The following is a 25,219-nucleotide window of genomic DNA, read 5'->3' as shown; positions in this document are numbered from 1 at the left end:
CCTCTGAAAAAACTAGAAATTTGATTTCAACAATTACGGCCTGATTAAACAGATTTCTTAGTCATTAGGAATCACTGCACTCGGTCGCAGCCAATAATTCAACTCTGGTGCAGTAAATGCTTGGCGGATTTCTTTTCGTTCCTGATTCAAAACCATCGGACGCTGTACACCAGTAAGAAACTGTACATCATAAAGTTCTTGACAGCCTGCGGTGAACTTCAGCATCCCCACCTGTTGCCCATTTCGTAAATCCACGACTGCCACCCCACAAAGCAGCTGCTCAAACCGTTGAGTAATGGGCAAACCTCCGAAAATATGCCGTTCCCGAATCTGGCATAGTCCGACTAGGGCGTAATACCCGACGCAGCACAACCCCCGCAAAAATCCAGGGAGTACACAGACTACTTGTTTGTCTCCTGATTCTGGATGAATGCGCCATATTTCCCCTGCACCAGAGTTGAGTAACCACAAAAACCCGTCATGCCAAATTGGGGAATGGGGCATTGATAATCCTTCTACAATAATTTCATTGCTCTCTACTTCCACTACGACTCCACCGTTGGCTTTACCCGGTCGCCATCCTCCGACGGTATTTGTCGCACCAAGGGCAGTCACATACTTGGGTTTGCCATCCACCATTGCTAATCCATTTAGGTGACACCGATCTTCTGGCACTACTTCAGAAATAAATTTCGGATGCCAGCGCGGTACAAAGCTAAAGTCTGGACTCAAGGTAGAAAGACACGAAAAGCGGGTATTGACAAGCCACAGCCCTTCTCTGCCAAATTCCAGGTCGTGAATGTTCAGGTCGCCTGTAAAATATGTCATCCGTGGCAAGAAGAGGGCATCGTAGCGTCCGGGCTGGTCTTCTAAAAACTCATAAGCTAAGGCGGGGGCATTGGCTAATAAACAGACTTCATGATGGCTAGCCAGTGCCAATCGTGAACCATTCACTGCCAATCCCATTGGTTTGGAAAATTGGCGTAACAGCATGGTTATCTGTTCCCCATTCCAGCCTACTAGTGCTAGTTTTCCGGCTTGGTAGGTGGTGATGGCAACTGAGCCTCCGGCTTGACTAAGCCAGGAGATAAATCCTTGATCGGCATCACATTGAATTAAGTTATTCTCTTCTGGGGCAGTAGTGGGAAAAGTGGACAACATAAATCAGTTGAATTAAATTTCAAATTTTGTTGAGGAACTTTAGACTTAGTTAAATACAAAATATACTCAGTGGCTCTAGCTCTTAAAATTGAGCGGTCAATTACCAATTACGAACCCCGAAAATTACTGGCACAAAGCACTAGTACAGCATGGCGTAAATCCAGCTATCACCTCAATTAAGCAGACAAGTTGCTCAGAGAAACTGATTAAAGGTGAACAAATTTATGCCAAAGTGTACTAGTGATTGATGTCATTAGTTTTGATGAGTTGTGAAAGTTTGTAGTCAGAGCTAAAACCCTTGAAATTGACTGATAAATCGTTCACTACGAAACTCTCAGAATTGATCACACAGACCACTAAGCGTGCCATTATTGTCAATAAACAAGCTTGTACCAGAAACAGTACCTAAAGGAATCGACCCCAGAAAATAGGTCGCGCCGCCATAAAGCTGCACTGGATCTAACTTTGCAGATATTTTGAACTTAGTTTTTTATAATGTCCTAGCAGTAAATATTGTTTAGCAGTATACTGTTATAATAAAGACTTTTTTGTTTAAAAATAAACTGTATATATACTGAATGTAAAAATTAGCTAAAACTTCAATAATTTAAAAACTTGATCGGCAAGTTTTGTTACTATAACGGCAAATTGCGTTGTTAGGGTAGATAAAATGCGTAGATGTAGCCCGTCGTATACATCGCCATCCTTCGTATTAAATATTTAGCCTAAATACGTATAAATATGCGATTTTTCACTCGAAATCAGTAGAGGAAAAAGTAGCAAGGTTGACATAGGGTACCTTGTAATTGCTGAAATTCCTGCTAAAAAAGGATTATAAAAATAAAATTACTATTTGACCCACAATTACCTAAAAAAGCTTTTTTGGTGTGCCATTTAAAATTTACGACGAAAGTAGGATGAGACAACAAGAGTGTGGTGTGACAGTATGGTTCACTGGTCTGAGTGGTGCAGGTAAAACTACTATCTGTCAATTCGTGGAGAAGGAACTGCGGATACAGGGATACAGAGTTGAAGTTCTGGATGGTGATGCAGTACGTCAAAATCTATGTAAAGGATTGGGTTTCAGCAAAGAGGATCGAGAGGAGAATATTCGGCGCATTGGCTTTGTAGCTCACCTTCTTGCTAGAAATAATGTAATTGTATTGGTTTCGGCAATTTCACCGTACCGCGAAATTCGGGAGGAAGTGCGCCAAATGACTCCATTTTTCATTGAAGTTTACGTCAACGCATCATTAGAAGTTTGTGAACAACGAGACGTAAAAGGGTTATATAAAAAAGCAAGAGCAGGAGAAATTAAGCACTTCACTGGTATTGATGATCCTTATGAAATACCACTCTGTCCTGAAGTCGAATGCAAAACTAACCAGGAAAGTGTTGCTCAAAGTGCAACTAAGGTCTTAGAAAAGCTAGAAGAGTTGGGTTATATAGTTGCTAGAATAAATAATTTATGAGTTAAAAACTTTGTTTAACTCATAACTTTTACTAGGATGCCAATAATTGCCGAATTAACCGGGCTACAGCTTTCTGTGTGAAGCGGTTGGCAATTTGTTGACCTAAACGTTGTACATCTGAATTTACCAATAACTGGGCAATTTGAGATGTAAGTTGCACTGGGTCAAAGCCTCTTGTTTCTCGGAGAATACCTAATATACGCTTGATATGCTCCAAGGTTTGTTGTTGCTCAACAGTCGCTGCTGGAGTTTCATTAACTGCTGTCAATCCTACCCGTTCTCGCAACAGGGAGGTAAAGTTATGCAAAACATTTTTACCTAAAGCATCAAGTCCGTTAACAGATTCATCTACTAGCTTGTCACGAATAAAAGCACCGCGTTCAGATGCCAGAAATTCTATCCCCTGATTCAGCACTAAATTAAAGTCGTAGTCTTGACTATTACGCGCATTTTTTAACAAGTTTTCTAAGCGATTCCAGCGAAATCTGCCATCTTTAAATAGCAAATCTTGCAATGATGCTCTTAATTGCGGTGCTGGATCGGTTAACAGGCGTTTAGAAACGTAGGGATAAGCTTCGCTGAGAACTTTAAAGTTGGGATCTATAAATATTGCAATCCCTTCGAGGGTTACGAGAGAGCGAATAATTAAGGCGTAATAGGGCGGTACGCGGAAAGGATACTCATACATCAAAGCCGATAGTTCATCGGTGATGCTTTTAATATTAAGATCGGCAACACTGGCTCCTTCGGCATCAGCAAAGACTCTCGCAAAAGCTGGGATAATTGGTGTTAAATCGGTTTCTGGTGATAAAAAATCTAACTTAACGTAATCTTTTGCTAATCCTTCAAAGTCGCGGTTGACGACGTGGACGATCGCTTCGATCAAACCATAACGCTGTGGTGGTTTAATCTCGCTCATCATCCCAAAGTCGAGATAAGCTAATTTGCCATCGGTTGTTGCTAACAAATTACCAGGGTGGGGATCTGCATGGAAAAAGCCATGTTCTAGCAGCTGGCGCAGGGAACACTGCACACCCACTTCAATTAGATAACGAGCATCTATGCCTTGGGCGCTAATTTCTTCTGTCTGGGTTAATTTAGTGCCGTTAATCCACTCCATCGTCAAGACGCGGCGATTGGTATATTCCCAGTAAATTCTCGGTACATATACGTCTTTTATATGACCGTATAACTCGAAAAATCGCTCCGCATTTTCGCCTTCATGGATGTAATCCATCTCTTCAAAAATGCGATCGCCTAATTCATCGAGAATCCCAACTAAGTCACTTTTTACCCGTTTAACCTTTTTCTGCACCCAAGCGGCGAGGTTACGCAAGATATACAAGTCAATGGTGATCCCCTCTCTTAAGTCGGGGCGTTGAACTTTAACGGCGACTTCTTCACCAGTTTTTAGCTTACCTTTATACACTTGTCCCAATGAAGCCGCAGCAATTGGCTGGGCCGAGAGTTCGGCGTAAACCTCTTCTGGAGGAGCGCCTAATTCTTCTTTAATAAACTGGTAAGCAATTTCGTTAGGAAAAGGCGGTAATTGGTCTTGTAGCTTAGTTAATTCTTCTAAATATACGGGAGGAACTAGATCCGGTCTGGTGGATAAAGCTTGGCCAATTTTGATGTAAGCAGGCCCTAATTGGGTCAGCAATACTCGTAGCTGAGTAGCTCGGCGGCGGTCATTTTTGACGACAATTCCCCGTTTACTATCCGACCACAATCCAAAAACAAAGGATAGAGTCGGCCCCAACACGGCAAAAATCCGCCGTAAAACTTGCACTTTTCTATTTTGGTAATGCGCTGCTATGCCCACAGGATCGTAAAGCTTCTCAGGTTGGGCTGCTATTCTCACCTTTTGGGCTGCTAAGAGTCTTGGCGAGCGTACAACTAAGCTTGGTGTACCATCTTCTGGCACTACATCAATAACATCCAGTTCGTCGTCTCGGCGATTTGTGCCGTTGCGACTATCCTCCTGAATCGGTTGGGAACTAGGGGGAAGTGTCTTAACAATCATGAAGAAGGCCACCAGTCAGAACGATCACATTCATTAAGTATTGTAACAATATGTTTATAAATTGGGTATTAGTTATTTTTTCCTCATCTCCCTCTGCTCTCTTTACTCCCTAGTAAGCGATTAATCGTGTCTCTTCCAACTCCCCACTCTCTAGTACTAATAGGTCTGTTACACTTAAACGGGCATACATACTAATTCAATAGTAGTAGGTATTGCTAGTTGCTGAAAGATCATACTTATTGTCTTGTAAGTTAGAAATATCTGGCATCTGCCCTCATGGAGAATTTGGCTTGATGTTGCTTTGCCTGAGAATTGAAAACTTTGCTCTAATTGACCAATTAGAATTAGAATTTGGCGCGGGACTAAATGTGTTAACAGGTGAAACCGGCGCTGGAAAATCGATTATCTTGGATGCCATTGATGCCGCTTTGGGCGGTAAAGTCTCTAGTAGAGTCATTCGCACGGGGACAAGTCGGGCGATGGTAGAAGCTACTTTCACCTCAAACGCTCCCCTAGCGGCTTGGTTGACCGAACAAGAAATAGATTTGCTTGATGAAAATTCTGTAGTCATTAGCCGAGAAATCACAGCCACTGCGAGTAATGTCCGTAGTCGATCGCGGGTGAATGGTGTGTTGGTAAATCGGCAGATCATGGCAGGAATGCGCGATCGCTTAGTAGAAATCACAGCCCAAGGTCAAACGGTACAAGTGGGACAATCTGCCCAAGTCCGGGACTGGTTAGATTTGTATGGCGGCGACTCTCTCATGCAGCAGCGCCATAAAGTCGCCACGAGCTTTAGTAGTTACCAACAGGCGCATTTAGCACTAGAAAAACGCCGGACATCAGAACGGGAAAGGTTGCAACAACTCGACTTGCTCACTTATCAAGTGCAAGAACTGGGAGCAGCCAATCTCAGTGAATCTAATGAATTGGAACAGTTGGGACAAGAACGGGAACGCCTAAATCATGTCGTCGATTTGCAACAAATGAGTTACAAAGTTTATCAGGCTTTGTATCAAAACGATCATGAAACCCCAGCCGCAGGAGATCTACTGGGAGATAGTGAGGCGACACTAAATGACATGGTGGAATACGATAGCCAACTACAATATCTGTTGGAATTGGTGCGGGACGCGCAAGCTGCGGTAATGGAAGTGGGAAGGCAAATTAATGCTTATGGGGACGGTTTGGAAGCCGATCCGCACCGATTAGAAGAGGTGGAAGAAAGAATTCAGGAGTTAAAGCAAATTTGCCGCAAGTATGGGCCGACACTTACCGAAGCGATCGCTTATTACCAACGTATCCAAGGAGAATTAGCCCAACTTAACGACAGCGAACAATCTATCGAAAACTTGGAACAGCAAGAAAAGGCATGTTTTGAAAAACTCACCCAAGCAAGTAATCAATTAACTCAACTGCGGAGTAAGGCAGCTGCTAATCTAGAATCACGTTTGATAGCTGAACTCAAGCCCCTAGCGATGGAAAAGGTGAAGTTTCTGGTTGAAATATTACCAGCTTTCCCAACTGCGATGGGAGCAGATAAAATTACCTTTACATTTAGTTCCAACCCTGGAGAACCACTGCAACCTTTAACAGAAGTTGCCTCTGGTGGGGAAATGAGTCGCTTTTTACTGGCGCTGAAAGCTTGTTTTTCTCAGGTTGACGTGGCTGGGACAATGGTATTTGATGAAATTGATGTTGGGGTTTCGGGAAGGGTAGCCCAAGCGATCGCGGAAAAATTATACCAGCTAAGTCAACGTAACCAAGTGTTATGTGTTACGCATCAACCTTTAGTTGCGGCAATGGCCGATCGGCATTTTCGTGTAGATAAGCAAACTATTAATCAAGGCAAAGGTAAAAAAGCCAACAATGACAATGCCGAACAGCGTACCGTTGTCAGAGTTACTACCTTGGATAATTTAAACACCCGTCGGGAAGAATTAGCACAATTAGCTGGTGGTAAATCTGCAAGTGACGCGATCGCTTTTGCAGAATCTCTGTTGTTGCAAGCTGCTAACCACCGACGAAGGGAACATACTTGACCAAACAATTACAAATTACGAATTTAGGCTGCTAATTCTGAAAGGCGTAAACCAGTGATATTCTCACAGGAAAAAGTCTCTTTACCTATCAATGGGCGGCAGATAAGCTCTATAATTTGGCCTGCCCAGTTGCGTAAAAACCATTGGGACAAGGAACCATCCTCTTGAGGAGTCATAGACAAAGGAAGAAAACCCTTCTTTTCCCAGACTTTTGCTCCTGCATAGATATCATCAACAAGAATGGCAACGTGATGGACAGTATTAAAACCTTGCTCCTGGAATAAGTGAGCAATCTGTTCATCTGGTGCATTCGGTGCAAGCATTACCAAAATCATGCCTGACGGCATTAAGACTGAGAGAAAGTACATGCTAGCATCTTCAGGCAATATGTTTTGCTCAGGACAAAAATCATCAGGCCATTTTCCTGGGCCTTCGGTGATTTTGGCATCATAGTTGATCAGAGTCTTAGCATAGTCTGTGAGAGTTTCTGAATCAGAAAACAACAGTACATAATGATCTACGATAACTCGTTCACCAAATAGATGTATGCAAAAGGATGAGTTTAAAAATTCTGGAGTCTTGCACCCATCTTTATACAAGAGCAATCCATCACTTTCCATAAAAGGCGACTCCTTATTCATTGAAGTCGAGGCTAAGTTAAAACCTTTTCCAGCGTCTGCTGGAAAGTTATTGCTCATAATACTCACCGATAAAAACAATCTGATCTATAGTATTCAAAATTTAGGCTTATAACCCAATACGGTTCAGTTAAGGGTAAAACTCTTTGTCAAATTCAATTTTTTTAACGAACCGCCAAGGACGCCTTCGCGCAGGGTCTTGTCAGAGAAGGACGCAAAGAGAAGAAAGAAATGCTTAACTGAACTGTATTGGCTTATAACCAGGCGCTTATATCTACCATTATACTAAGATTGCTTTGAGCCAATCTCAAGCACCTGCAATGCGATCGCTTTTGCGGAATCTTTGTTCTTATAAAATTCAAAATTTAAAGATAAATCTACACAATCTACACCGATGATGCTTCTAGTAATGACTGACCAAGATAACCTCCTTCAGCTTTGACACCAGGTAAAGCGAAGAAATATCCACCACCAATCGGGCGAATGTACTCCTCCAAAGGTTCCCCAATCAAGCGATTTTGCACCGTCACAAAGCCCTTTTCTAAGTCAGCCTGAAAACAGACAAACAACAAACCCATATCTAACTGTCCAGCTTTGTCAAACCCGCGTGAATAGTTGAAACCACGCCGCAGAATCAAACTCGACTCTGATTTGCGTGGATTAGCAAGGCGGATATGAGCATCTAGGGGGATTTGTTGACCCTTTGGGTCTTGAGCATAATTGGGAATGTCTTTCTCGTGCTTCATCCCCAAAGGTGCGCCAGAGTCCTTATTGCGGCCAATAATTGTCTCTTGCTCCTGTAGTGGAGTCCGATCCCAACGTTCGACTAAGTTGCGGATCACTCGCACCACTTGATAGCTTCCTCCTACTGTCCAAGCTGGTTCGCCACTATTTGGCTGTACCCAGACAATCCGATTCATCAATTTTTCATCACTAGCATTTAGATTTGCCGTCCCATCTTTAAAACCAAGCAAGTTACGCACCGTAGATTTGCCTTGTTTTTTGTGGGTATTCGGCGGTAGAAAACCTTCTATTTGCCAACGCAAAGTTATCAAGTCAGGCAAGTTCTTAATGATGTCGCGTAAAGCGTGGAGATTCGATTCCTCAGTATTCGCACAGAATTGTAACAGTATATCCCCATGACATAAATCTGGGTCAAGCTGATCATTGGGAAAACCTGGCATAGTGTCTAAGCGTTTGGGTTTTATTTTGCCAAGTCCAAAACGGTTATCGAACAACGAGTCACCCACTGCTAGAGTGATTGTCAGATTATTGGGAACCACCACAGGCCCAAGAATCCCCGAATCACTGGGTGGAAATTTGGGGTCGCGCGACTTGGGTGTTCCCCCTGCCATGAGAAACTGGATGCGCTCAGTTAAAGTTTTGAACAACCGCACTAAATCTGCTTTATTTTGAGCAGTTGTATCAAATGCGACCATCAAACCAGAAGCAGGAGTAGGGGTAAGAATACCTGCTTGGTGAAGCCCAAAGAACGGCACAGTCTCTTCAGATGGGTCTTCAGTAGTTTCCAAAAGAGTGCGATAGCCCAAAGTGGTCAAAGCTGCTACTCCACTTGCTGCTGCCATACCGATGAGCAAATCACGACGGCCTAGCTTGCGAGTAATGCGTAAACTTGGTTGCTTTGTAATAGACATAGTTTACAAATTAGACATTTGATGAAATTAAATATGCGTTATCCACAACCTTTGTAGAGACGTAACACTACTACGTCTCTAGATTCTTTTTCACTTTTATGTCTAATTAATTAACGCCCAGAGTGCCGCGCAGTTGAGACAAATCTTCAGAAAGGGCAGCGATCGCTGTTTTCATGTCTTTCTTGTCTATTTCACTCACCTTGTCGTAGGTAGCAAAACCACGATCAGGGGTTTTGTATTTAGCAAGTTTTTGGTTAACTTTGGTGAAATTTGTATCAACACGCGCCAGTAAATCTGGATTGGCTTTTTGAATGACGGGGCGCAATAACTCCACAATCTTTTGGGAACCCTCTACGTTAGCGCTGAAGTCCCAGAGGTCAGTATGGCTGTAACGGTCTTCTTCACCAGAAATTTTGGTAGCCGCCACTTCTTCAATCAAGCCAGCAGCACCGCCTACCATATTTTTCGGTTCAATGGTCAAGGTAGCAATGCGCTTTTGTAGCTCTAGTCCATCTTTCTGTAGCTTTTGGGCAAAGGGTTTCATGCCTTTTGTAGTTTTGTCCTGGAATAAAGCTTTCTCTATGCGATGGTATCCAGTGAATTGTGGATCGGCTTCTTTTTTGGCAAAGTCATCAGCACGGGAATCCATGCTTTTGTCAAGGTCAGAGAAAAGTTCAGCTATCGGTTCTGCACGTTCCCAGTGGACATGGGTAGAGGCATAGAGTTTCTGCGCCTTAGCAAGGTCGCCAGCAATCACGGCATCTGTGAAGGTCTTGTTGTCTGCCACCAGCTGGTCAGTTTCTTTAGTGACGTAGACTTTGTATTCTGCGATCGCACCGACTAATTGACCTTGATCTACAGTCCCTTTAGCTTGAGAATCCCCTCCTGCCTTTACTGTAAGTTTCCCTTTGGGATTGCTGCGTAAACCACAAGCCATATCATACTCACCCGGTTGTAGATTGGCTTTGAGTTTTTGAACGAAGCCAGGAGCAATATTTTCCCGTTCCTCAACGACTTTCACCCCAGACAATATCTCCCACTCCATAGGTTTGCTGCTTTTGTTGGTCAGCACAAAACTGTTTTGCCCAGATGTTACTGTCAGCTGATTGGGTTCGCAACCTTTATCTGTCACAGTCAAAGCAGTTTCCGCAGAATTGTTAGCAGAGGTATCACTGGCTACTTTAGCCTCTGGAGTATTATTTATGGCAGTATCGCTTGATTTGTTGGATTCACAGGCAGCTACTGTCAAGGCAATTAGACAGATAATTGTTGAATATTTTAAAATACTTTTCATTGTTGTTGTATTTTCCTAAAAATTATTGAAGTAGCTAAGAATGGCTTGCTGTAGTCTTCTGTCCAGCCTTTTCCCCCAAGAAGAACAGCGACATGGTAGGAATTAGATAGCCAAAATAGGCGATCGCCTCGCTAACGGTGGGAGCATCGTTATAGCCAAAAAATCCTGCCAAAAGTGAACCGATAAACCCGTTATTGGGAAGTACCCCACTAGCATCAAATACCACTGTTTGTAGTAAATTCCACACTCCGGCTTCATGGAAAGCTCTCACCCCACTTCCTAAAAGTCCAGCAGCAACCAGGATAATGAAGGCTCCCGTCCATTTAAAAAATCGCCTCAAGTTGATGCGAATACCACCCTGATAGATGCCTACACCGACAGCTAGTGCGGCTGCATATCCAAACAATGCTCCCACGGGAGCTTGAATTCCCAAATTTTGCTGAAACGTGGCTAGCAAAAACACTACTGTTTCCAGACCTTCCCGCAGCACTGCAAAGAATGACATCCAAACTAGTGCTGTACCCCATTTATCCCCCGACTGAATAGCAGTTTCAATTTGAGACTGTAACTCGCCTTTCATCGAACGAGCCGCACGACGCATCCAGAAAACCATCCAGGTGAGAACCCCAACTGCGACGATGGAAATTACCGCTTCAAATAGTTCCTGTTCTTTTTGCGGAAACTCCTGACTGGTTATTTGCAAAATAATCCCAGCAGCTAGACAAATAAAAGTCGCTAGTGCGATGCCAATCCAGACTGACTTCATCAAATGGGTACGCCCAGTTTGCTTAAGATAGCTGGCAATGATACCCACGACAAGCGCAGCTTCAACGCCCTCTCGGAACATGATCAAGAAGGGAAAAAGCATGGATAACCTTATTAACTATAATTACTATCAAATCATCATGAGAATAATAACTTACTTGAGAACATTTGTATATAAGTGCAATTTAAAAAATCTCTAAAATCCTGGAAGAATAAATTTTCGGATCAAGGACTGCAATAGTCAACAACAAGATCCCCGACTTCTCTAAGAAGTCGGGGATCTAACTCTTGTGATTTGAACGAATTAAAATAATTGATACGTACTTCTACTTGTACTCCTGCAAAGCTCCTAACTTGCTAATTCCCGGCCAAATCATTGCCGTAGCAATCACCACTACAATTGTGCCAATTCCACCACCCACAACGGAAATTACCGGGCCAAATAAAGCAGCAGTCAAGCCTGATTCAAAGCCCCCTAATTCATTCGAGGCACTAATAAATACGCTATTAATAGCAGCAACTCTACCACGCAAATGATCTGGTGTTCTGATTTGAACTAATGTATGGCGAATTACAACGCTAATACTATCTAGTGCGCCACCAAGAATCAGCATTAACATAGATAGCCAAAAGGAACGAGAGAGTCCAAAGATAATTGTGACAACCCCAAAGCCAACTACTGACCACAATAAGGCTGGGCCTGCTTTGCGTAACGGTGGTAAATACGCTAGGGTAATCGCCATAGTCAAAGCACCGATGGAGTGTGCTGCTTGTAGATATCCCAACTCCACTGGGCCCACGTGTAAAATATCTTTGGCAAAAATGGGTAGCAATGCGATCGCACCACCCAACAATACTGCAAACATATCTAATGTGATCGCTGCTAAAATTAACTGATTCTGCCAAACAAATTTAGCGCCAGCAGCAAGCGCTTGGAGTGAGATTGGTTCGGTTGAACGGATGACTTTTTGCTGTTTGATCGCCAGCGTTAAAATAAAACACAGCAACGCTGCGATCGCTGCTAGCACATAAACTCCTGTAGCACTTCCTAGTAGTGCAATACCAAATCCTCCGAAGGCTGGGCCGATAACAGCAGCTAACTGAAAGCTACTACTATTCCAGGTGGCTGCATTGGTAAAAGCACTGACAGGTATTAATTGCCACATCAAGGCATCACTGGCAGGTTTAAGAAATGCCCTCGCTACACCTGTTAATACTAAGCAGGCGTAAATTAGAAAAATTGCACCTTGAGTATAGGAAAGTACCCCTAAAGCTAGGGAGCAGAGAGCTAGCAACATTACCGAGAGTAACATGGTCACTTTGCGATCGCGGCGATCGGCAACATCTCCGGCAATTAAGGTGAGAATAATCATCGGCAATACTTGCGCCAGCCCCACACCGCCTAAAGCGATCGCTGAGTTAGTCCGCTCATAGAGTTCCCAGCCGATAGCTACAGTTTGCATTTGCGATCCCACGAACAGCAGCACGCGTCCGATGGTAAATAGCCGATAGTCTCGAAACTTAAAGGCTGCAAAGGGATCGTGCTGTGCAACCTCAAAGTTATGGGGCTTTGAGTTCTGTTTTCTCGAAGACATTTTTTAGTAGAGTTAAGCCTTCTTCAATGTTGGAAATTTGGTCTTCTGAAAGACCTTTCAGCAAATCGGTAATATGAGCGCGAGTTTGATCTTGGGATTGCTTGAGATGGTGTTTTCCATCTTCAGTTAAATTGAGCAGCACCCGCCGCCGCTCTTGAGGATGAGCAATCCGTTTCACAAAGTCGCGTTGTACCAAGCGTTCTATGGTTGCTGATGCCGTGGCAGAGGTGACACCTAAATGCTCTGCCAGGTCAGATAATGAAGCCCCAGGATTGCGGTTGATAAATGCTAGCGATCGCAATTGAGGTATAGATAAAAAAGCGGCACTATGGGCACGCATATCCGCTCGGATAAACCGCATCATTAATGGAACTGTTTCCATTACTCTAGCGGCACATTCTTCGGAAGTTGCACCTTGATTAGGTTTATCCAAGGTCATGGGCTTGTTGTTCTCCTAGTTACATGGCCACCCGTGGATAAAGTTTTCCACCAATGATGGCCAAAATTATTAATGTGAATAAGAGAATTGTACAATCCAGACCAAAGCCATAGATGCTAGTGCCGTTCAACAGCATGGTACTACGTAACCCGTCAACTAGATAAGTCAATGGATTTAAATGGGAAATGAACTTTAACCAACTGGGCATCAAAGAAATCGGATAGATGGCATTGCTTGCAAAAAATAACGGCATGGTTAACAATTGTCCAATACCCGTCATCCTTTCTCGGCTTTTCACCAAACAGCCAATAATTAATGAAAAAATACAAAAGGAACCCGCCCCCAGCATGACTAGCAGCAGTACTTGGAGAATAGCTAGGGGATTGAGATTTAGTTTGACACCTAATAACAATGCTAATCCGTAAATGAATATTACCTGAGATAAGCACCTCACCCCACACGCCAGGGCTTTACCCAACACCATCGCCACGCGAGGCGTAGGACTAGCTAAAAATTTATGGACAATGCCTAAATCTCGCTCCCAGATTAGCGTCATTCCACCACTAAAAATTGCCACAAACAGAATACTCTGAGCCAAGATGCCAGCAGAAATGAAGTCCAAATAGGGTAAGTTGCCTGTTGGAATCGCGCGAGTTCGGGCGAAAACTTGCCCAAAGATTAGGAGCCATAAAGCTGGTTGCACAGCCCGAACAACTAAATCAGTGGGATCGTGACGGAGTTTACGGATTTCCAATTCAGCGATCGCCAGGGTTTTCGTAACTAGCTCTTTAATTGCAGAGATCAAATTTACTCGGACAGTGGGTGGTGCTTTAACCCAACCGTTGAGCAGTACGTCTGGTTCTTGCTGTGTCACGGTAGTTCACTCCTGATGTTAACTGGTCGCCTGTATAGTGAATAAAGACATCATCCAAAGTTGCATTTGGGTTATTTAAAGAAGCTTTTAAATCGCTTGGTGTACCTGTGGTAACAACTTCACCTTGCTGCATAATCGCCACTCGGTTACACAGGCTATCCGCTTCTTCTAAAAAGTGGGTTGTTAAAAATATAGTTGTGCCGTAATCAGCACAGAGTTGTAGTACAAGTTGCCATACTTGAGTTCGAGCGATGGGATCTAGTCCGACAGTCGGCTCATCAAGAAACAGAATTTGGGGTTGATGTAGAACTGATATGCCAATTTCCAGCTTGCGAATCATCCCACCAGAGTAGTTTCGTACCAAGCGTTTCGCCGCATCTTGCAAACCCATGTATTCTAAAATTTCATAAATGCGGCGATCGCGTCCTTTGGCAGGTATTCCATACAGCTTGGCGAAGATTAAGAGATTTTCGTACCCCGTGAGGCTACCATCAGCAGATAGCGCCTGAGGTACATAACCGATAGCCCGTCTCACAGGATTAGATTGACGAGCCACGTCATAGCCAGCTAAGGTTGCTTTCCCTGCACTGATAGGCAGCAAGGTTGTCAACATTTTAATAACTGTACTTTTCCCTGCACCATTGGGACCAAGCAGTCCAAATACTTCGCCCTGTTCCACAGATATACTCAGGTTATTAACTGCAGTTAACTTACCAAAACGGCGTGTGAGTCCCTGAGTTTCCAAAATCAACCGTTTTGGTTCGCTAGGAGATTGCGATCGATTTATCTTTCCCGTCAGTATTGTCACAAGTTTGATGCACTTCTATTAATTAGTTAAGCTAACTATTAGCTTCTCAATAGATTTGTCTGAAGTCAATAGACTTGTGGCATAAATTTGAATCAGAGTAAAAGGAATCCCCAGAGAGTTATTCGCTGCGTGAGCGAAGTTCCGCCTGCCAGCTTTCAAAATTGCGCTGAAACTCCTCCACCTTTTTGAGTCTTGCATCTAGGTCACGGGTTGCCGTGCTGTTGACCTGAATTATCTCGTTCATCTTGGTGTTATAACTGATTCAGGATTACCGACCGCCACGGGAGTTATTGAGGGTGCCTGTCGTTATTTGATTAAAGACAGGATGGATATTATTGGGGCTAGATGGAGTCTTGCTGGTGCTGAGGCTGTTCTACGTCTTCGTTCTCTCTACATTAGCGGTGATTGGGATGAGTATTGGCGCTTTCATTTGCTGCAAGAGCATAAACGCAATCACCTCACTTTATACAAAGGTAGTATTCCTTTAATGAAGCAAGTTATTCAAGCTCGTTGTTCTTATTACCCCTTCACCTCTTGCAATGCCTGTCTAAACTCTATTCTGCGTCTTTCTAAAAGAGTTGCACCCAATTGATTTGGGTGGTGCATTGAAGAAAGGAGCAATCCCTGTGATAAAAAGCTAGGATAGAAATTTATAGTAAAATAATTTTCTCAAGACTTATGCAATTAGTCTTAGATTAGTTATTCAGCATCTCTGGGATTAGGAGGTAAATAGACAAACAGCGTATCTGGGAAATTTTCTCTCCACATTATCTAAAAAGACTACTCAAATAAGTTAAATTTCAACCCCAATCCTAACTATTGGTTATATAAATGCAGCATTCTTTATGTCTATGTGTACTAGTAGAAGCTAAATTTCAATATTCCTATATAAAGGTATTAATCCTCAAGAATGATTTTGAAAAAATTCTATTATTATCTCTTTACTAAAAATTAATTAAATGCTAAATTTTTATTATACTAAAGCCTCTAACAAAATTTGTATTAACTTTATGTCAAATAATTGACTTATTGGATAGAAGCCTAACCACAGTTATATGTTAGTTTTTTAGAGGATGTTTTAAAAGTCTTCTGGTCGGTAGCAAAACGTTTTATATCCCCGTAAAAAAGGGGGACTTATAGAGAATTTGCCCCCTTTTTTAGGCCTTGTCATTACCAACATATTTTGTTTCTACCGCTCAGTTTATGACGAATTAATAGTAAAATGTTAGTTTAATAAAGCTCGTAATCTAAAATTATCAAAATTACGAAAACCATATTCTAACCTTTTTATAAGCTTGAGTTTATTGCTCTGTGATGATTTAACTTTAGGTGAGTTTTGGAAGTGTGTTGCTCGTTTGGGTAGTTTTCTCGGTCGTAAAAGTGATGGGCTTCCTGGTTGGCAAACTCTATGGCGCGAATGGTGTCGATTAATGGATATCTGCTGGGCTATCGATTTTTCAACCCAGTCTTTGGAAAAATATTGGTAATGACAAGCCTTTTTAATGGGGGTTGGGGGTATCAATAAGTGTCTAAAATTACAGCCAACCACTTTTAAAACATCCTCTTATATTAAAACAGTTTATAGCCAATACTTACTATGGACTAGTCTTCTAGACAAGTAAGTAATTGCAATGTCTTAGAACTTATTGATTAAATCTTATATGGCGGTTCTTGATTGAGTGAGGTACAAGAACCCCACCACCGCAAGCAAAGAGAGGGCTAAAATGTACCTTGTATGGGTTAGGAAATGCTATATAAGTTTTGCTAATTTTGGTTAATAGTAGCTATAACAATTTAACTCTTTAAATCTTGACTAAATAATATGGTTCAGCCCCAAGAAGATGACATTTCAGTAGAAGCTAGTTCTCTTCCCCCTGTACCTATTCAAGAAATCTCAGAGGATAGGGCATTAACAGAGACGGTACTTTTTCCAACTCCAAAACTGTTTCTAAAAATTTCTAAGCCAGAAATTCGCCAAAGTCTCAGGACACTAACTTATGAAAGTGTCTTGGCTGCGGTTCTTTATAGCATCATCGGCGGCGCATTGCTCAGTAATTTCTTGCTAGAGTTAGGCGCTGGCCCAGTCGAAATTGGTCTACTCGCCGCTATCCCTCAGATGGTGAATTTACTCCAACCACTGGGAGCGTATTTAGTAAACCGAAGTACCAGCTTCCGTTGGTATTTTATGTGTATTTTCATCCCGTCGCGGCTGCTATGGTTGATTCTTCTACCAGCGATTTGGTTGGTTACTTCATCTCATATCACTGGATACCAAGTAGTACAGTTGACATTAGCAATTCTCTTAGTAGCTAATATCATCGAAGCTTTTGGTCGTGCGCCTTGGCTGGGGTGGTCAGCTGTATTAGTACCTCAGCGATTGCGAGGGCGATATTTCGGCTTTCGCAATAGTATTCTCGGTTTGACTAACCTTATTGGTGTACCTCTGCTAGGTTTAACGGTATCAGCTTGGCCTGGTGGAACTCTTCAAGGTTATGGCATAGTCTTGGTTTTAGGAATCATACTAGGGGTAATCAGTGTGGGCTGTCAGTTCTGGATGACTGATATAAACCCGCAGCTTTTAAAAGTTGGGGATTCAGACACATCACACCCGCAGACCCAAGGAATAGATTTTAGCTTCCTTAAAGATGGCAATTTTTTGAAGTTTGTGCTTTACCTGAGCATCTGGTGCTTTGCTGTTAACATCAGCGCTCCCTTCTTTAACCTCTATATGCTGGATAACCTGGATATAGATATTAGTGTGGTAACGATTTATCACGGCTTAGGAACTGGTGCAAATATGCTAATGCTGCTTTTGTGGGGCAAACTGGCTGACCGGATTGGGAATCGCCCGCTACTACTATTAGTGGGGGTCTTAGTCGCGGTGACACCTCTGCTGTGGCTTTTAGTTGGAAGCGATCAAATTTCTTTTTGGATGTGGCTACCTCTATTGCACGTACTAGCTGGCGGGACATGGGCCGCAATTGATTTGTGTACTAACAATTTGATGATGGGAATAGCACCGCTACGTTATCAGTCGAGTTATTTTGCGATCGCAGGTGCAATTGCTGGTATCACTGGAGCAATGGGTATTACTGTCGGTGGCTTTCTAGCAACTTTGCCTGGTGCTGCGGGTTTGCTGGGGCTATTTGTTATCTCAGGCTTACTACGGATGCTTGCAATTGTACCCTTAGTTTTTGTTCAAGAGCAACGCTCTATACCACTAGGCCAGCTAATGGGATTCCTATTCCCAATCAAGCAGTCAACTGATCTGATAGAAGTGGAATAATAAGTTTTCAATTATGTATTTCAACAACATCCCAGTAAACTATAGAGTCTTTGAGCATCACGAATAGCGTTTCCATCGGGGTCGTTGTTGAAATACACACCACTAGTACCGATTTGTAACTTACTCATTCAGTTATCTCAGTTATATTATTCTTCTGATGTTATGCAATGTAAAATTAATTAAATTTGCTCGTAGTAAGCGGCTATAGCCCTATTTTAAAAGCTATAGCCGCTTACTACAAACATTTAATATCCTTAAAATAATTTTCAAGCTAGTAGTTTTTGGCTGAATTTTTGGAGTTGAAATTGAATCCAATTACCGCCCTTGGCTATACATTGATGGCAGATATCTCCATAGCCTTCGCCTTGGTCATTGCATACAATTAATCTGGCTTCATCTGTCTGAAAATTTTCCTGGCAAATTAAACATATTTTGCTAATGTCGCCTGTATTACATTCTATTTGAAATTTCATGTCTTTTCTGCTGGATACATATATTTAAATGAAGTGAAAATTATGTATTTTAGGTTTATATTTTTCCGCCTTTTATTTTAATTTAATCTACCAAACGAAATAAGCACATTAGCTTTTCCATAATGCCCATTTTAATTGTTAAGCTTTTTGTAATTACACCAATTTTCTAACATCGGCATACAGATACTTTCTCTAGAAATTCAGATGAAATCTGGATTTCTTAATTAAGATTACGAATTACGAATTATTTATGTTGTGATGCCACTGCCAAGCATGGGCGATAATTTCGTTCAGATTAGGATACTCTGGATGCCAACCCAATATTTTAGTTGCTTTGTCGCTGCTGCCAACTAAAATAGGAGGGTCGCCTGGTCTGCGATCGCGTTCTTCACCCAGCAACCCATTAGTGTCAGCACCTGCGGCGTTAAAGTAACGGAAACGTACAGACTTTAAATTATAGGCTGTATCAAAATCAGATAGAATTCTTTCTACCATCCACTTGCTAGTAGCGTAGGGACTAATGGGATCTTGCGGATGTTCTTCGGTAAGGAGAACGAACTTTGGCACACCATAAAGAGCGCAAGTAGAAGAAAAAATAAATTTGTTAACTGACGCGGCAAGCATTGCTTTTAAAAGTGTCAGAGTGCCTGCAACATTATTTTGGTAATATTTGGCTGGGTCGGTAACAGATTCACCCACTGCGATATAAGCAGCAAAATGCATAACCGCAGTTATATTGTAAGTTGAAAATATGTCATCGAGAAGAGAGCGATCGCTCAAATCTCCAACAATCAATTTTACCTGTAAAACATCTTCTACAAGTTCTCGACGTCCGTTCGACAGATTATCTAAAACGATTACTTCATAACCTGCGTTTTTCAGAGCTAATACAGCATGGGAGCCAATATATCCGGCTCCTCCCGTTACTAAAATAGTTGACATAATTTTGCGATGGGAAATTGGGAATGGGGCATGGGGCATTGGGCATAGGAGACAAGGAAGAGGGGGAGACAAGAGAGAAGCTTGAATAATAATTCTCCCCTTGTCCTCTCTGTCGCGCTGCTCCCTTCCTTTCAAGGGTAGGTATTTTGTATTTGGTGATTTTTTGGCTATTTCAGCCGATGCTTAAATCCTAAAACGACCAAACCACGTTAAACAATTGAGAATTTTCTCAACTATTTTTGAGATTCTAAAAAACCTACCCTTGTGAGATGCTCCCTTCCCTCTGCTCCCCTTAAAATTAGATTGTCCAGCCAGACTACTAATTTCTTTCTTCCAAGTAGCGAGAAATTGCATTGTCAAGGTGTGGCATTAATTCACCTCGATTGCTACCGAGAACACTGTAAGCTGGACGGGGAGCAATCCAACCAAGTTCTTGTGTAGGACGAGCAATTAGATTGCTGACACTTACACCTGCTTTTTTCGCCGCTAATCGTGCCAAGTCAGACCAAGCAATAGCACTTTTGTTAGCCAAATGCCACAAACCGTTCTCGCCATCAATCAATAAATCAAGGCTGGTATGGACAAGATCGGGTACATAAGTAGGTGAAACGATCGCATCTTCGGCTGCGACAAAAGTATTTCCAGCAGCTAATTGTCGTAGGGCGATCGTGACAAAGTTGTAATCATCCCACGGGCCGAAAAATGCGCTGGTGCGAATCATTAGTGATGCCGGATGAGCCTGCAATACTAACTTTTCTGCCAAAACTTTGCTGCATCCATATACATTGAGGGGCGCAACGGTATCAGTTTCGACATAAGGATTAGACTCAGCACCATCGAATACCAAATCTGAAGAGAAAGTTACCAGCGCCACATTATGTTGAGCGCAAGCAGCAGCTAAAATCGCTGCCCCTTCAGCGTTTACCTTCAAACAAATATCAGGTTCACGTTCGGCATCGTCCACCCGGACGTATCCCGCAGCGTTCACAACTGCCCACGGTTGCAACTCGGTAAGTACTTTATTGACGGAAGCAGGATTGGCAATATCCATATCTTGCCGTCTTAGCAGGCAATATGAAATTCCTCGCACTTGACACAACCGAGCAAAAGCCTTGCCTAGTGTTCCTGTGGCTCCGACGATCGCTAGGGGACGATTGGAAGCAGGGGAGGAAAACGGGAGAGATGGGGGAGATATGCGACAACTGACGGCTGGGTATAATAGGCGCTCTTCTCGATGCCACCATCCTGGTGTATCAAGTAATGGATGATTGGGTTTATGTCCAGTGGCTAAATCTCGCACCATTTTAGCGATCGCTGTTTGTCTAGGGCGTGATGAACGCAAATCGAACACGCCTGACTCGTAGTATCCTGCGGAGCGAGTCACTAAACTATTCCAATCGTAGCTGCCGAGAAGTGCCCAAGCAGTCACAGCCCGAACATCTGCACCTTGGTTTCTTAATTCTTGTGCTGCATTCCACACTTCATTGAGCCAGCGTAGTTGTTCCTCACGAGTGCAACTCAAATGAACTTCAGTGACAGCAAGGGGCAGTTTGTAGCGTTCCCATGTCTCTTTGAGCAATGTCCCCGGCCCTGCCAAACCCTCAGCACAAACTCGCACTGCCTCTACATCTGCATACTTGTCCCGACCATTACCACCATGCGTCCAAGCTGGATAGTTTTCTAGGTTTTCATCTAAAAAGCGTTCGCTCGTCAGGTAATGGTTAATGCCAATAATGTCAGGCGGACAGGTATATTGCAAAAATTCTTCAAGTTCAGACTCGCCGATGCCACAATCGCGCAAGTAACCCCACATTGAATGAGTTGGGTTGATTCGGCCACACAATAAATCCAAACTCAACCAACGACGCTCGTTCTCAAATTCTGCTTGATAAGCCAGCTTTAGTGTACTATGAGTTTTACCCAAATCCTCAGTTTGTACGAGTTGAGCATTGGGGTTGACTTCCCGGATTGCCTGCATCGAAAGAGCGATCGCTTTACACTCTCCTAACAAAGCACGGGCAAAAGTTAAATCATCTTTTCCGTGAGGATACCAGTGACCGTACATTCCACTAAATCGTGCTGTTGTCAGTGGTTCGTTTACGGGTGTGTAATGTGTAACCCAAGGATAGCGTTCTGCAACCGCACGAGCAAACACCGCTAGTTTCTCAGGAAATTCTGGATCTACCAAGCTGGTATCACGCGGCCCACTGCCATGATGCACTAATCCTACAATCGGACGGATGCCGAGTTCGCGCAAACGCCCTAGTCTTTCATCTGCCCACGACCAATCAGCATTCTCCAAACCGTTGGGCGCTATCCTCTCCCAAAGTACTGGATAACGAATCGCGTGTATGCCAAGTTCAGCGAATAAATCTAGGTCATCCAAGCGGGTTGCATGACCATTGCGTTCTAACTGATCAAAATACTCTTCACCCACACGATTAACCGTACACTCAACACCAGCCCAAACTTCTAGAGGAAGTTGTGCTTTGTTAGCGTTGAGTGTCGAGTTGAAAGCAGAAATCATAATTTACAACTCAAGCTGATATTTTATTTGATGCGTTCTTTTTGAGTTTTTTAGTTTTGTAGGGTGTGTTATGCCCCAAGCTAACGCACCGCACCATCCTAGATTTTTAGTGCGTTAGGACTAGGGCGTGTTTTCAAAGTCTTATATCTCCCCAACCCCCCTTAAAAAGCTACGGTGTACACACAAGTTATTGAATCACTACCAGTTCTCGAATTACCCCACCCTAACCCTCCCCGTGTGTATTGGGGAGGGAACTAGATTTTCCGGTTTCCCCCCTTTGCAAGGCAAGGGCTGACAGGTGTAGGTTTTTTATTTGTGCATGAGTGGGCACTCTCAAACAAAGTTCTAAACATGGTTCAAATAACGAAATTTCGTTCTTGGGTGGGAAATCAGAAATTAGCATTTGAGTTCTCAACCAACGGAAAAACCCTATTTCAGCCACATTTGTTAAATACCTACACCTGTCAGGGGACTAAGGGGGTAATTCGACTTGTGTGTACACGTAGCCTTAAAAAGGGGGGCTAAGAATCTCATCTCTTAAAGTCCCCCTTTTTAAGGGGGATTTAGGGGGATCTAAAAAATTAGGAGACTAAACGAGTAGTTTGAAAACACGCCCTAATGTCCATAACGCACCCTACTAAATACAGAGCAGTCCTAATTACGAATTACGAATTATTTAAGCCTTAACCGCAATTTGTTTGTACACAGACAAAGCTTGAGCAACACATTGATCCATGTTGTAGTACTTGTAGGTCGCTAATCGTCCTACAAAATAGATCCCTGGAGTTTCATCTGCCAGCACCTTGTATTTCTTGTAAATTTCCTGATTTTCAGAACGCGGTACAGGATAATAAGGGTCTCCCTCAGCTTTGGGAAACTCGTAAACAATACTCGTTTTAGAGTGTTCTTGACCAGTTAAGTATTTAAACTCTGTTACACGAGTATAAAGCTGTTCATTGGGATAGTTAATTACTGGCGCTGCTTGAAACACACTCGTGTTGTGCGTCTCATGCTTGAAATCAAGCGAACGATAGGGTAGTTTGCCGTAGCGATAATCAAAGTATTCGTCAACCGGCCCGGAGTAAACCATCTCGCGGCAAGGTATCGCTTTTTGAATTTCTTGATAATCAGTGTTGAGCATTACCTTGATGTTCGGGTGATTGAGCATATTGTCGAACATCCGGGTAAAGCCGTGCAGTGGCATTGCCTGGTAAGTATCGGTAAAATAGCGATCGTCACGATTAGTCCGTGTGGGAATTCTGGCAATTACTGATTTGTCAAGTTCCGATGGGTCGAGTCCCCATTGCTTACGGGTATAATTACGGAAAAACTTTTCATACAGTACTCGACCAACTTTGCTGACCACCACATCTTCACTAGTGCGGATGTTTTCTACGGGTTCAGCAAGGGATTTATAAAACTCTTCCACCTCAAATGAATTGAGATTCATGCCATACAGCTTGTTGATGGTGTCGAGGTTGATTGGAATCGGAACAAGTTGCCCGTCTACACTGGCAAGGACACGATGTTCGTAAGACCGCCACTGAGTAAAGCGTGAGAGGTATTCAAATACTTCGCGGGAGTTGGTGTGAAAGATGTGCGGGCCGTATTTGTGTACAAGAATGCCATCATCATTGTAATGATCGTAGGCATTGCCGCCTATGTGGTTGCGCTTATCTACAACCAGCACTTTTTTACCTTGAGTTGCCAAACGTTCAGCAATGACGCTACCAGAAAAACCAGCGCCGACAACCAAGTAATCGAAGACAAAATCTCTGGTAATGATATTTGGTGCTTGTTTACCAGCTGCACCTGTGGAGTTAGCTTTGTCTTCACCATCACGGGCTGCAATGGCAGAGTCAATCAGCTTCATCATGGATGCCCAAGTGCGATCCCAAGAAATCTTCTCTAAAAAGACATCTACTCGACTCAACCATTCTGAGGCTGGGGTATCTTCTTGCATTGCTTGTTCTGCGGCAGCAACGAACTCAGAAACTGTGTCTGCAATTCTCACCAGCTTCGATTCTCCATAAGGACGAACCACATCTCGAATTGAGGTAGATACTACAGGTCTACCTGCGGCAAGATATTCTGGAGTTTTGGTAGGACTAATAAAACGTGTTGACTCGTTACGCGCAAACGGCAACATGGCTAAGTCCCAGCCTGCTAAATAAGCAGGTAGTTGTTTATAATCTCTGCCACCGAGATAATGGATATTTTCATGCTGTGGCAAATTTGCGGGATCGATTTTGACAACTGGCCCAATAATTACTAAATGCCAGTCGGGGCGTGCTTCGGCAATTCCAGCAAGCAGTTCAATATCCATCCGTTCATCAATTACGCCAAAGAAACCAAGACGAGGATGGGGAATATGAGCTTGATCTTCTGGTTCTTGAACATTTCTTGCCTGGCCAAAGTGGGCGACATCTACACTGCTAGGAAAGGCATAAACGTTGGGGTGCTGGTTCACTTTACTTTCGTAAAGGCTTTGTCCGCCTGTAAATACTAGGTCTGCACGGCTGAATAATTCGGCTTCGTAATTCTTTAAAGTGGGTGATGCTCCTTGGAATGCAGACAATTCATCCATGCAATCGTATACCACAGCTTGGGGTTGCAAGTGGCGGGTAAACGCGATCGCCATTGGTGTATAATACCAACAAATGTATTTGTTGATATTATGCTCTGCAAATAAATTATTAATTAGTACTTGCAAATCTGCGTTGATTGCTTCTTCAGTTAAACCTTGTGGTAGGTGTGGTACAACCACAACTACTCCATTAGAATCTTCGTTCACATCTAAACTTGCCAAGGGTTCTTCAGAGAAAATTGGCTCCTCAATAAAGAACACTCGCTTTCCTTGGGCGCAGCGACTAAGAAGATGTTGTGGTCTTTGATAAACGAAATTCCAACGCAAATGAGATAAACAAACTATATCAGGTGTGTCTTTAAAGGTTTCTGTTGATTGAACTTTTTTGTTAGACGAAGTTAAATTCAACCGTGATGGACTCGATGATTGCGTTTGGGCTAGCTGTGATCGCTTCGTTTTACGCTGCTTCGGCGAAATAACATTGCTGACACCGTTGTTGTTGACTTGAGATTTTTCACTTGTCATAGTTCGTCTCATTATTGAAATTATTAATTCTGACTAGCCAAACGCTAATACCTTTTCTTTGTAAGGCAGCACCAAGGTTACTATCATGCAAAAGCTTGCAACATATTTTGCTG

Annotated in this window: 18 protein-coding genes and 1 pseudogene; 5 read left to right on the top strand and 14 right to left on the bottom strand. The window is 42.9% G+C overall.

Translation table 11 applies throughout. The annotated features are described in order from the left end of the window. Window positions 1–57: 57 nt before the first annotated feature. A complete protein-coding gene (locus HWQ43_RS22805; RefSeq protein ID WP_292738263.1) occupies window positions 58–1,161 on the bottom strand; it encodes a TIGR03032 family protein in 1,104 nt (367 codons plus the stop codon). Between the two features lie 899 nt (window positions 1,162–2,060). Between HWQ43_RS22805 and cysC the strand changes: the two genes are divergently transcribed. Beyond that, a complete protein-coding gene (cysC, locus tag HWQ43_RS22800; RefSeq protein ID WP_292738381.1) occupies window positions 2,061–2,633 on the top strand; it encodes an adenylyl-sulfate kinase in 573 nt (190 codons plus the stop codon). Window positions 2,634–2,664: 31 nt separating this feature from the next. On the opposite strand, the gene HWQ43_RS22795 is transcribed toward cysC, so the two are convergent. After that, complete coding sequence (locus tag HWQ43_RS22795; RefSeq protein WP_292738262.1) at window positions 2,665–4,656, bottom strand: AarF/ABC1/UbiB kinase family protein; 1,992 nt, start codon at window positions 4,654–4,656, stop codon at window positions 2,665–2,667. Window positions 4,657–4,949: 293 nt separating this feature from the next. Between HWQ43_RS22795 and recN the strand changes: the two genes are divergently transcribed. After that, the gene (gene recN / locus HWQ43_RS22790; RefSeq protein WP_292738261.1) at window positions 4,950–6,698 is read left to right on the top strand and encodes a DNA repair protein RecN; all 1,749 of its coding nucleotides are present in this window, start codon (window positions 4,950–4,952) and stop codon (window positions 6,696–6,698) included. 23 nt (window positions 6,699–6,721) lie between these two features. Here recN and HWQ43_RS22785 read toward each other — a convergent pair whose 3' ends face one another. The 8 genes from HWQ43_RS22785 to HWQ43_RS22750 all read right to left on the bottom strand — a co-directional run bounded on the left by HWQ43_RS22785 (window position 6,722) and on the right by HWQ43_RS22750 (window position 14,766). Next, a complete protein-coding gene (locus tag HWQ43_RS22785) occupies window positions 6,722–7,396 on the bottom strand; it encodes a hypothetical protein (RefSeq protein WP_292738260.1) in 675 nt (224 codons plus the stop codon). Window positions 7,397–7,722: 326 nt separating this feature from the next. Further along, window positions 7,723–8,991, bottom strand: a complete 1,269-nt coding sequence (gene efeB / locus HWQ43_RS22780) for an iron uptake transporter deferrochelatase/peroxidase subunit (RefSeq protein WP_292738259.1) — start codon at window positions 8,989–8,991, stop codon at window positions 7,723–7,725. 106 nt (window positions 8,992–9,097) lie between these two features. Further along, window positions 9,098–10,285 carry an iron uptake system protein EfeO gene (gene efeO / locus HWQ43_RS22775; RefSeq protein WP_292738258.1) on the bottom strand — a complete coding sequence of 396 codons (1,188 nt, stop codon included), beginning with the start codon at window positions 10,283–10,285 and terminating at the stop codon, window positions 9,098–9,100. A 34-nt stretch (window positions 10,286–10,319) separates the two neighbouring features. Further along, entirely contained in the window at window positions 10,320–11,153 is an 834-nt protein-coding gene (gene efeU / locus HWQ43_RS22770; RefSeq protein WP_292738257.1) for an iron uptake transporter permease EfeU, read from the bottom strand. Window positions 11,154–11,376: 223 nt separating this feature from the next. Further along, complete coding sequence (locus tag HWQ43_RS22765) at window positions 11,377–12,645, bottom strand: MFS transporter (RefSeq protein ID WP_292738256.1); 1,269 nt, start codon at window positions 12,643–12,645, stop codon at window positions 11,377–11,379. Beyond that, window positions 12,611–13,084, bottom strand: a complete 474-nt coding sequence (locus HWQ43_RS22760) for a MarR family transcriptional regulator (protein WP_292738255.1) — start codon at window positions 13,082–13,084, stop codon at window positions 12,611–12,613. Before HWQ43_RS22760 ends, HWQ43_RS22765 begins: the two co-directional genes overlap by 35 nt. 19 nt (window positions 13,085–13,103) lie before the next feature. Next, on the bottom strand, window positions 13,104–13,958 hold the full coding sequence (locus tag HWQ43_RS22755) for an ABC transporter permease (protein ID WP_292738254.1): 855 nt from the start codon (window positions 13,956–13,958) through the stop codon (window positions 13,104–13,106). Next, on the bottom strand, window positions 13,915–14,766 hold the full coding sequence (locus HWQ43_RS22750; RefSeq protein ID WP_292738253.1) for an ATP-binding cassette domain-containing protein: 852 nt from the start codon (window positions 14,764–14,766) through the stop codon (window positions 13,915–13,917). The genes HWQ43_RS22755 and HWQ43_RS22750 overlap by 44 nt, the downstream gene beginning before the upstream one ends. A 262-nt stretch (window positions 14,767–15,028) precedes the next feature. Here HWQ43_RS22750 and HWQ43_RS22745 point away from each other — a divergent pair. The 3 genes and pseudogenes from HWQ43_RS22745 to HWQ43_RS22730 form a co-directional block, all read left to right on the top strand. Continuing rightward, a pseudogene (locus HWQ43_RS22745) lies at window positions 15,029–15,317 on the top strand (ISKra4 family transposase); the annotation flags it as partial. Window positions 15,318–16,061: 744 nt separating this feature from the next. Beyond that, a complete protein-coding gene (locus HWQ43_RS22735; RefSeq protein WP_292738387.1) occupies window positions 16,062–16,253 on the top strand; it encodes a hypothetical protein in 192 nt (63 codons plus the stop codon). Between the two features lie 335 nt (window positions 16,254–16,588). Beyond that, window positions 16,589–18,052 (top strand): MFS transporter, encoded by a 1,464-nt coding sequence (locus HWQ43_RS22730; RefSeq protein WP_292738252.1) that lies wholly within the window; start codon window positions 16,589–16,591, stop codon window positions 18,050–18,052. Window positions 18,053–18,318: 266 nt separating this feature from the next. On the opposite strand, the gene HWQ43_RS22725 is transcribed toward HWQ43_RS22730, so the two are convergent. The 4 genes from HWQ43_RS22725 to glf form a co-directional block, all read right to left on the bottom strand. Then, the gene (locus HWQ43_RS22725; protein WP_292738250.1) at window positions 18,319–18,525 is read right to left on the bottom strand and encodes a hypothetical protein; all 207 of its coding nucleotides are present in this window, start codon (window positions 18,523–18,525) and stop codon (window positions 18,319–18,321) included. A 237-nt stretch (window positions 18,526–18,762) separates the two neighbouring features. Beyond that, complete coding sequence (locus HWQ43_RS22720; protein WP_292738249.1) at window positions 18,763–19,467, bottom strand: UDP-glucose 4-epimerase; 705 nt, start codon at window positions 19,465–19,467, stop codon at window positions 18,763–18,765. A gap of 319 nt (window positions 19,468–19,786) precedes the next feature. Beyond that, complete coding sequence (locus HWQ43_RS22715) at window positions 19,787–21,994, bottom strand: family 1 glycosylhydrolase (protein WP_292738248.1); 2,208 nt, start codon at window positions 21,992–21,994, stop codon at window positions 19,787–19,789. Window positions 21,995–22,670: 676 nt separating this feature from the next. Next, window positions 22,671–25,106: a UDP-galactopyranose mutase gene (glf, locus tag HWQ43_RS22710; protein WP_292738247.1), complete on the bottom strand. Its 2,436-nt coding sequence runs from the start codon at window positions 25,104–25,106 to the stop codon at window positions 22,671–22,673. Between the last annotated feature and the right edge of the window lie 113 nt (window positions 25,107–25,219).

The organism is Nostoc sp. JL31 (assembly GCF_017114965.1).
Classification (GTDB): Bacteria; Cyanobacteriota; Cyanobacteriia; order Cyanobacteriales; family Nostocaceae; genus Nostoc; species Nostoc punctiforme_A.
This window is presented reverse-complemented; position numbering and strand designations above follow the sequence as displayed.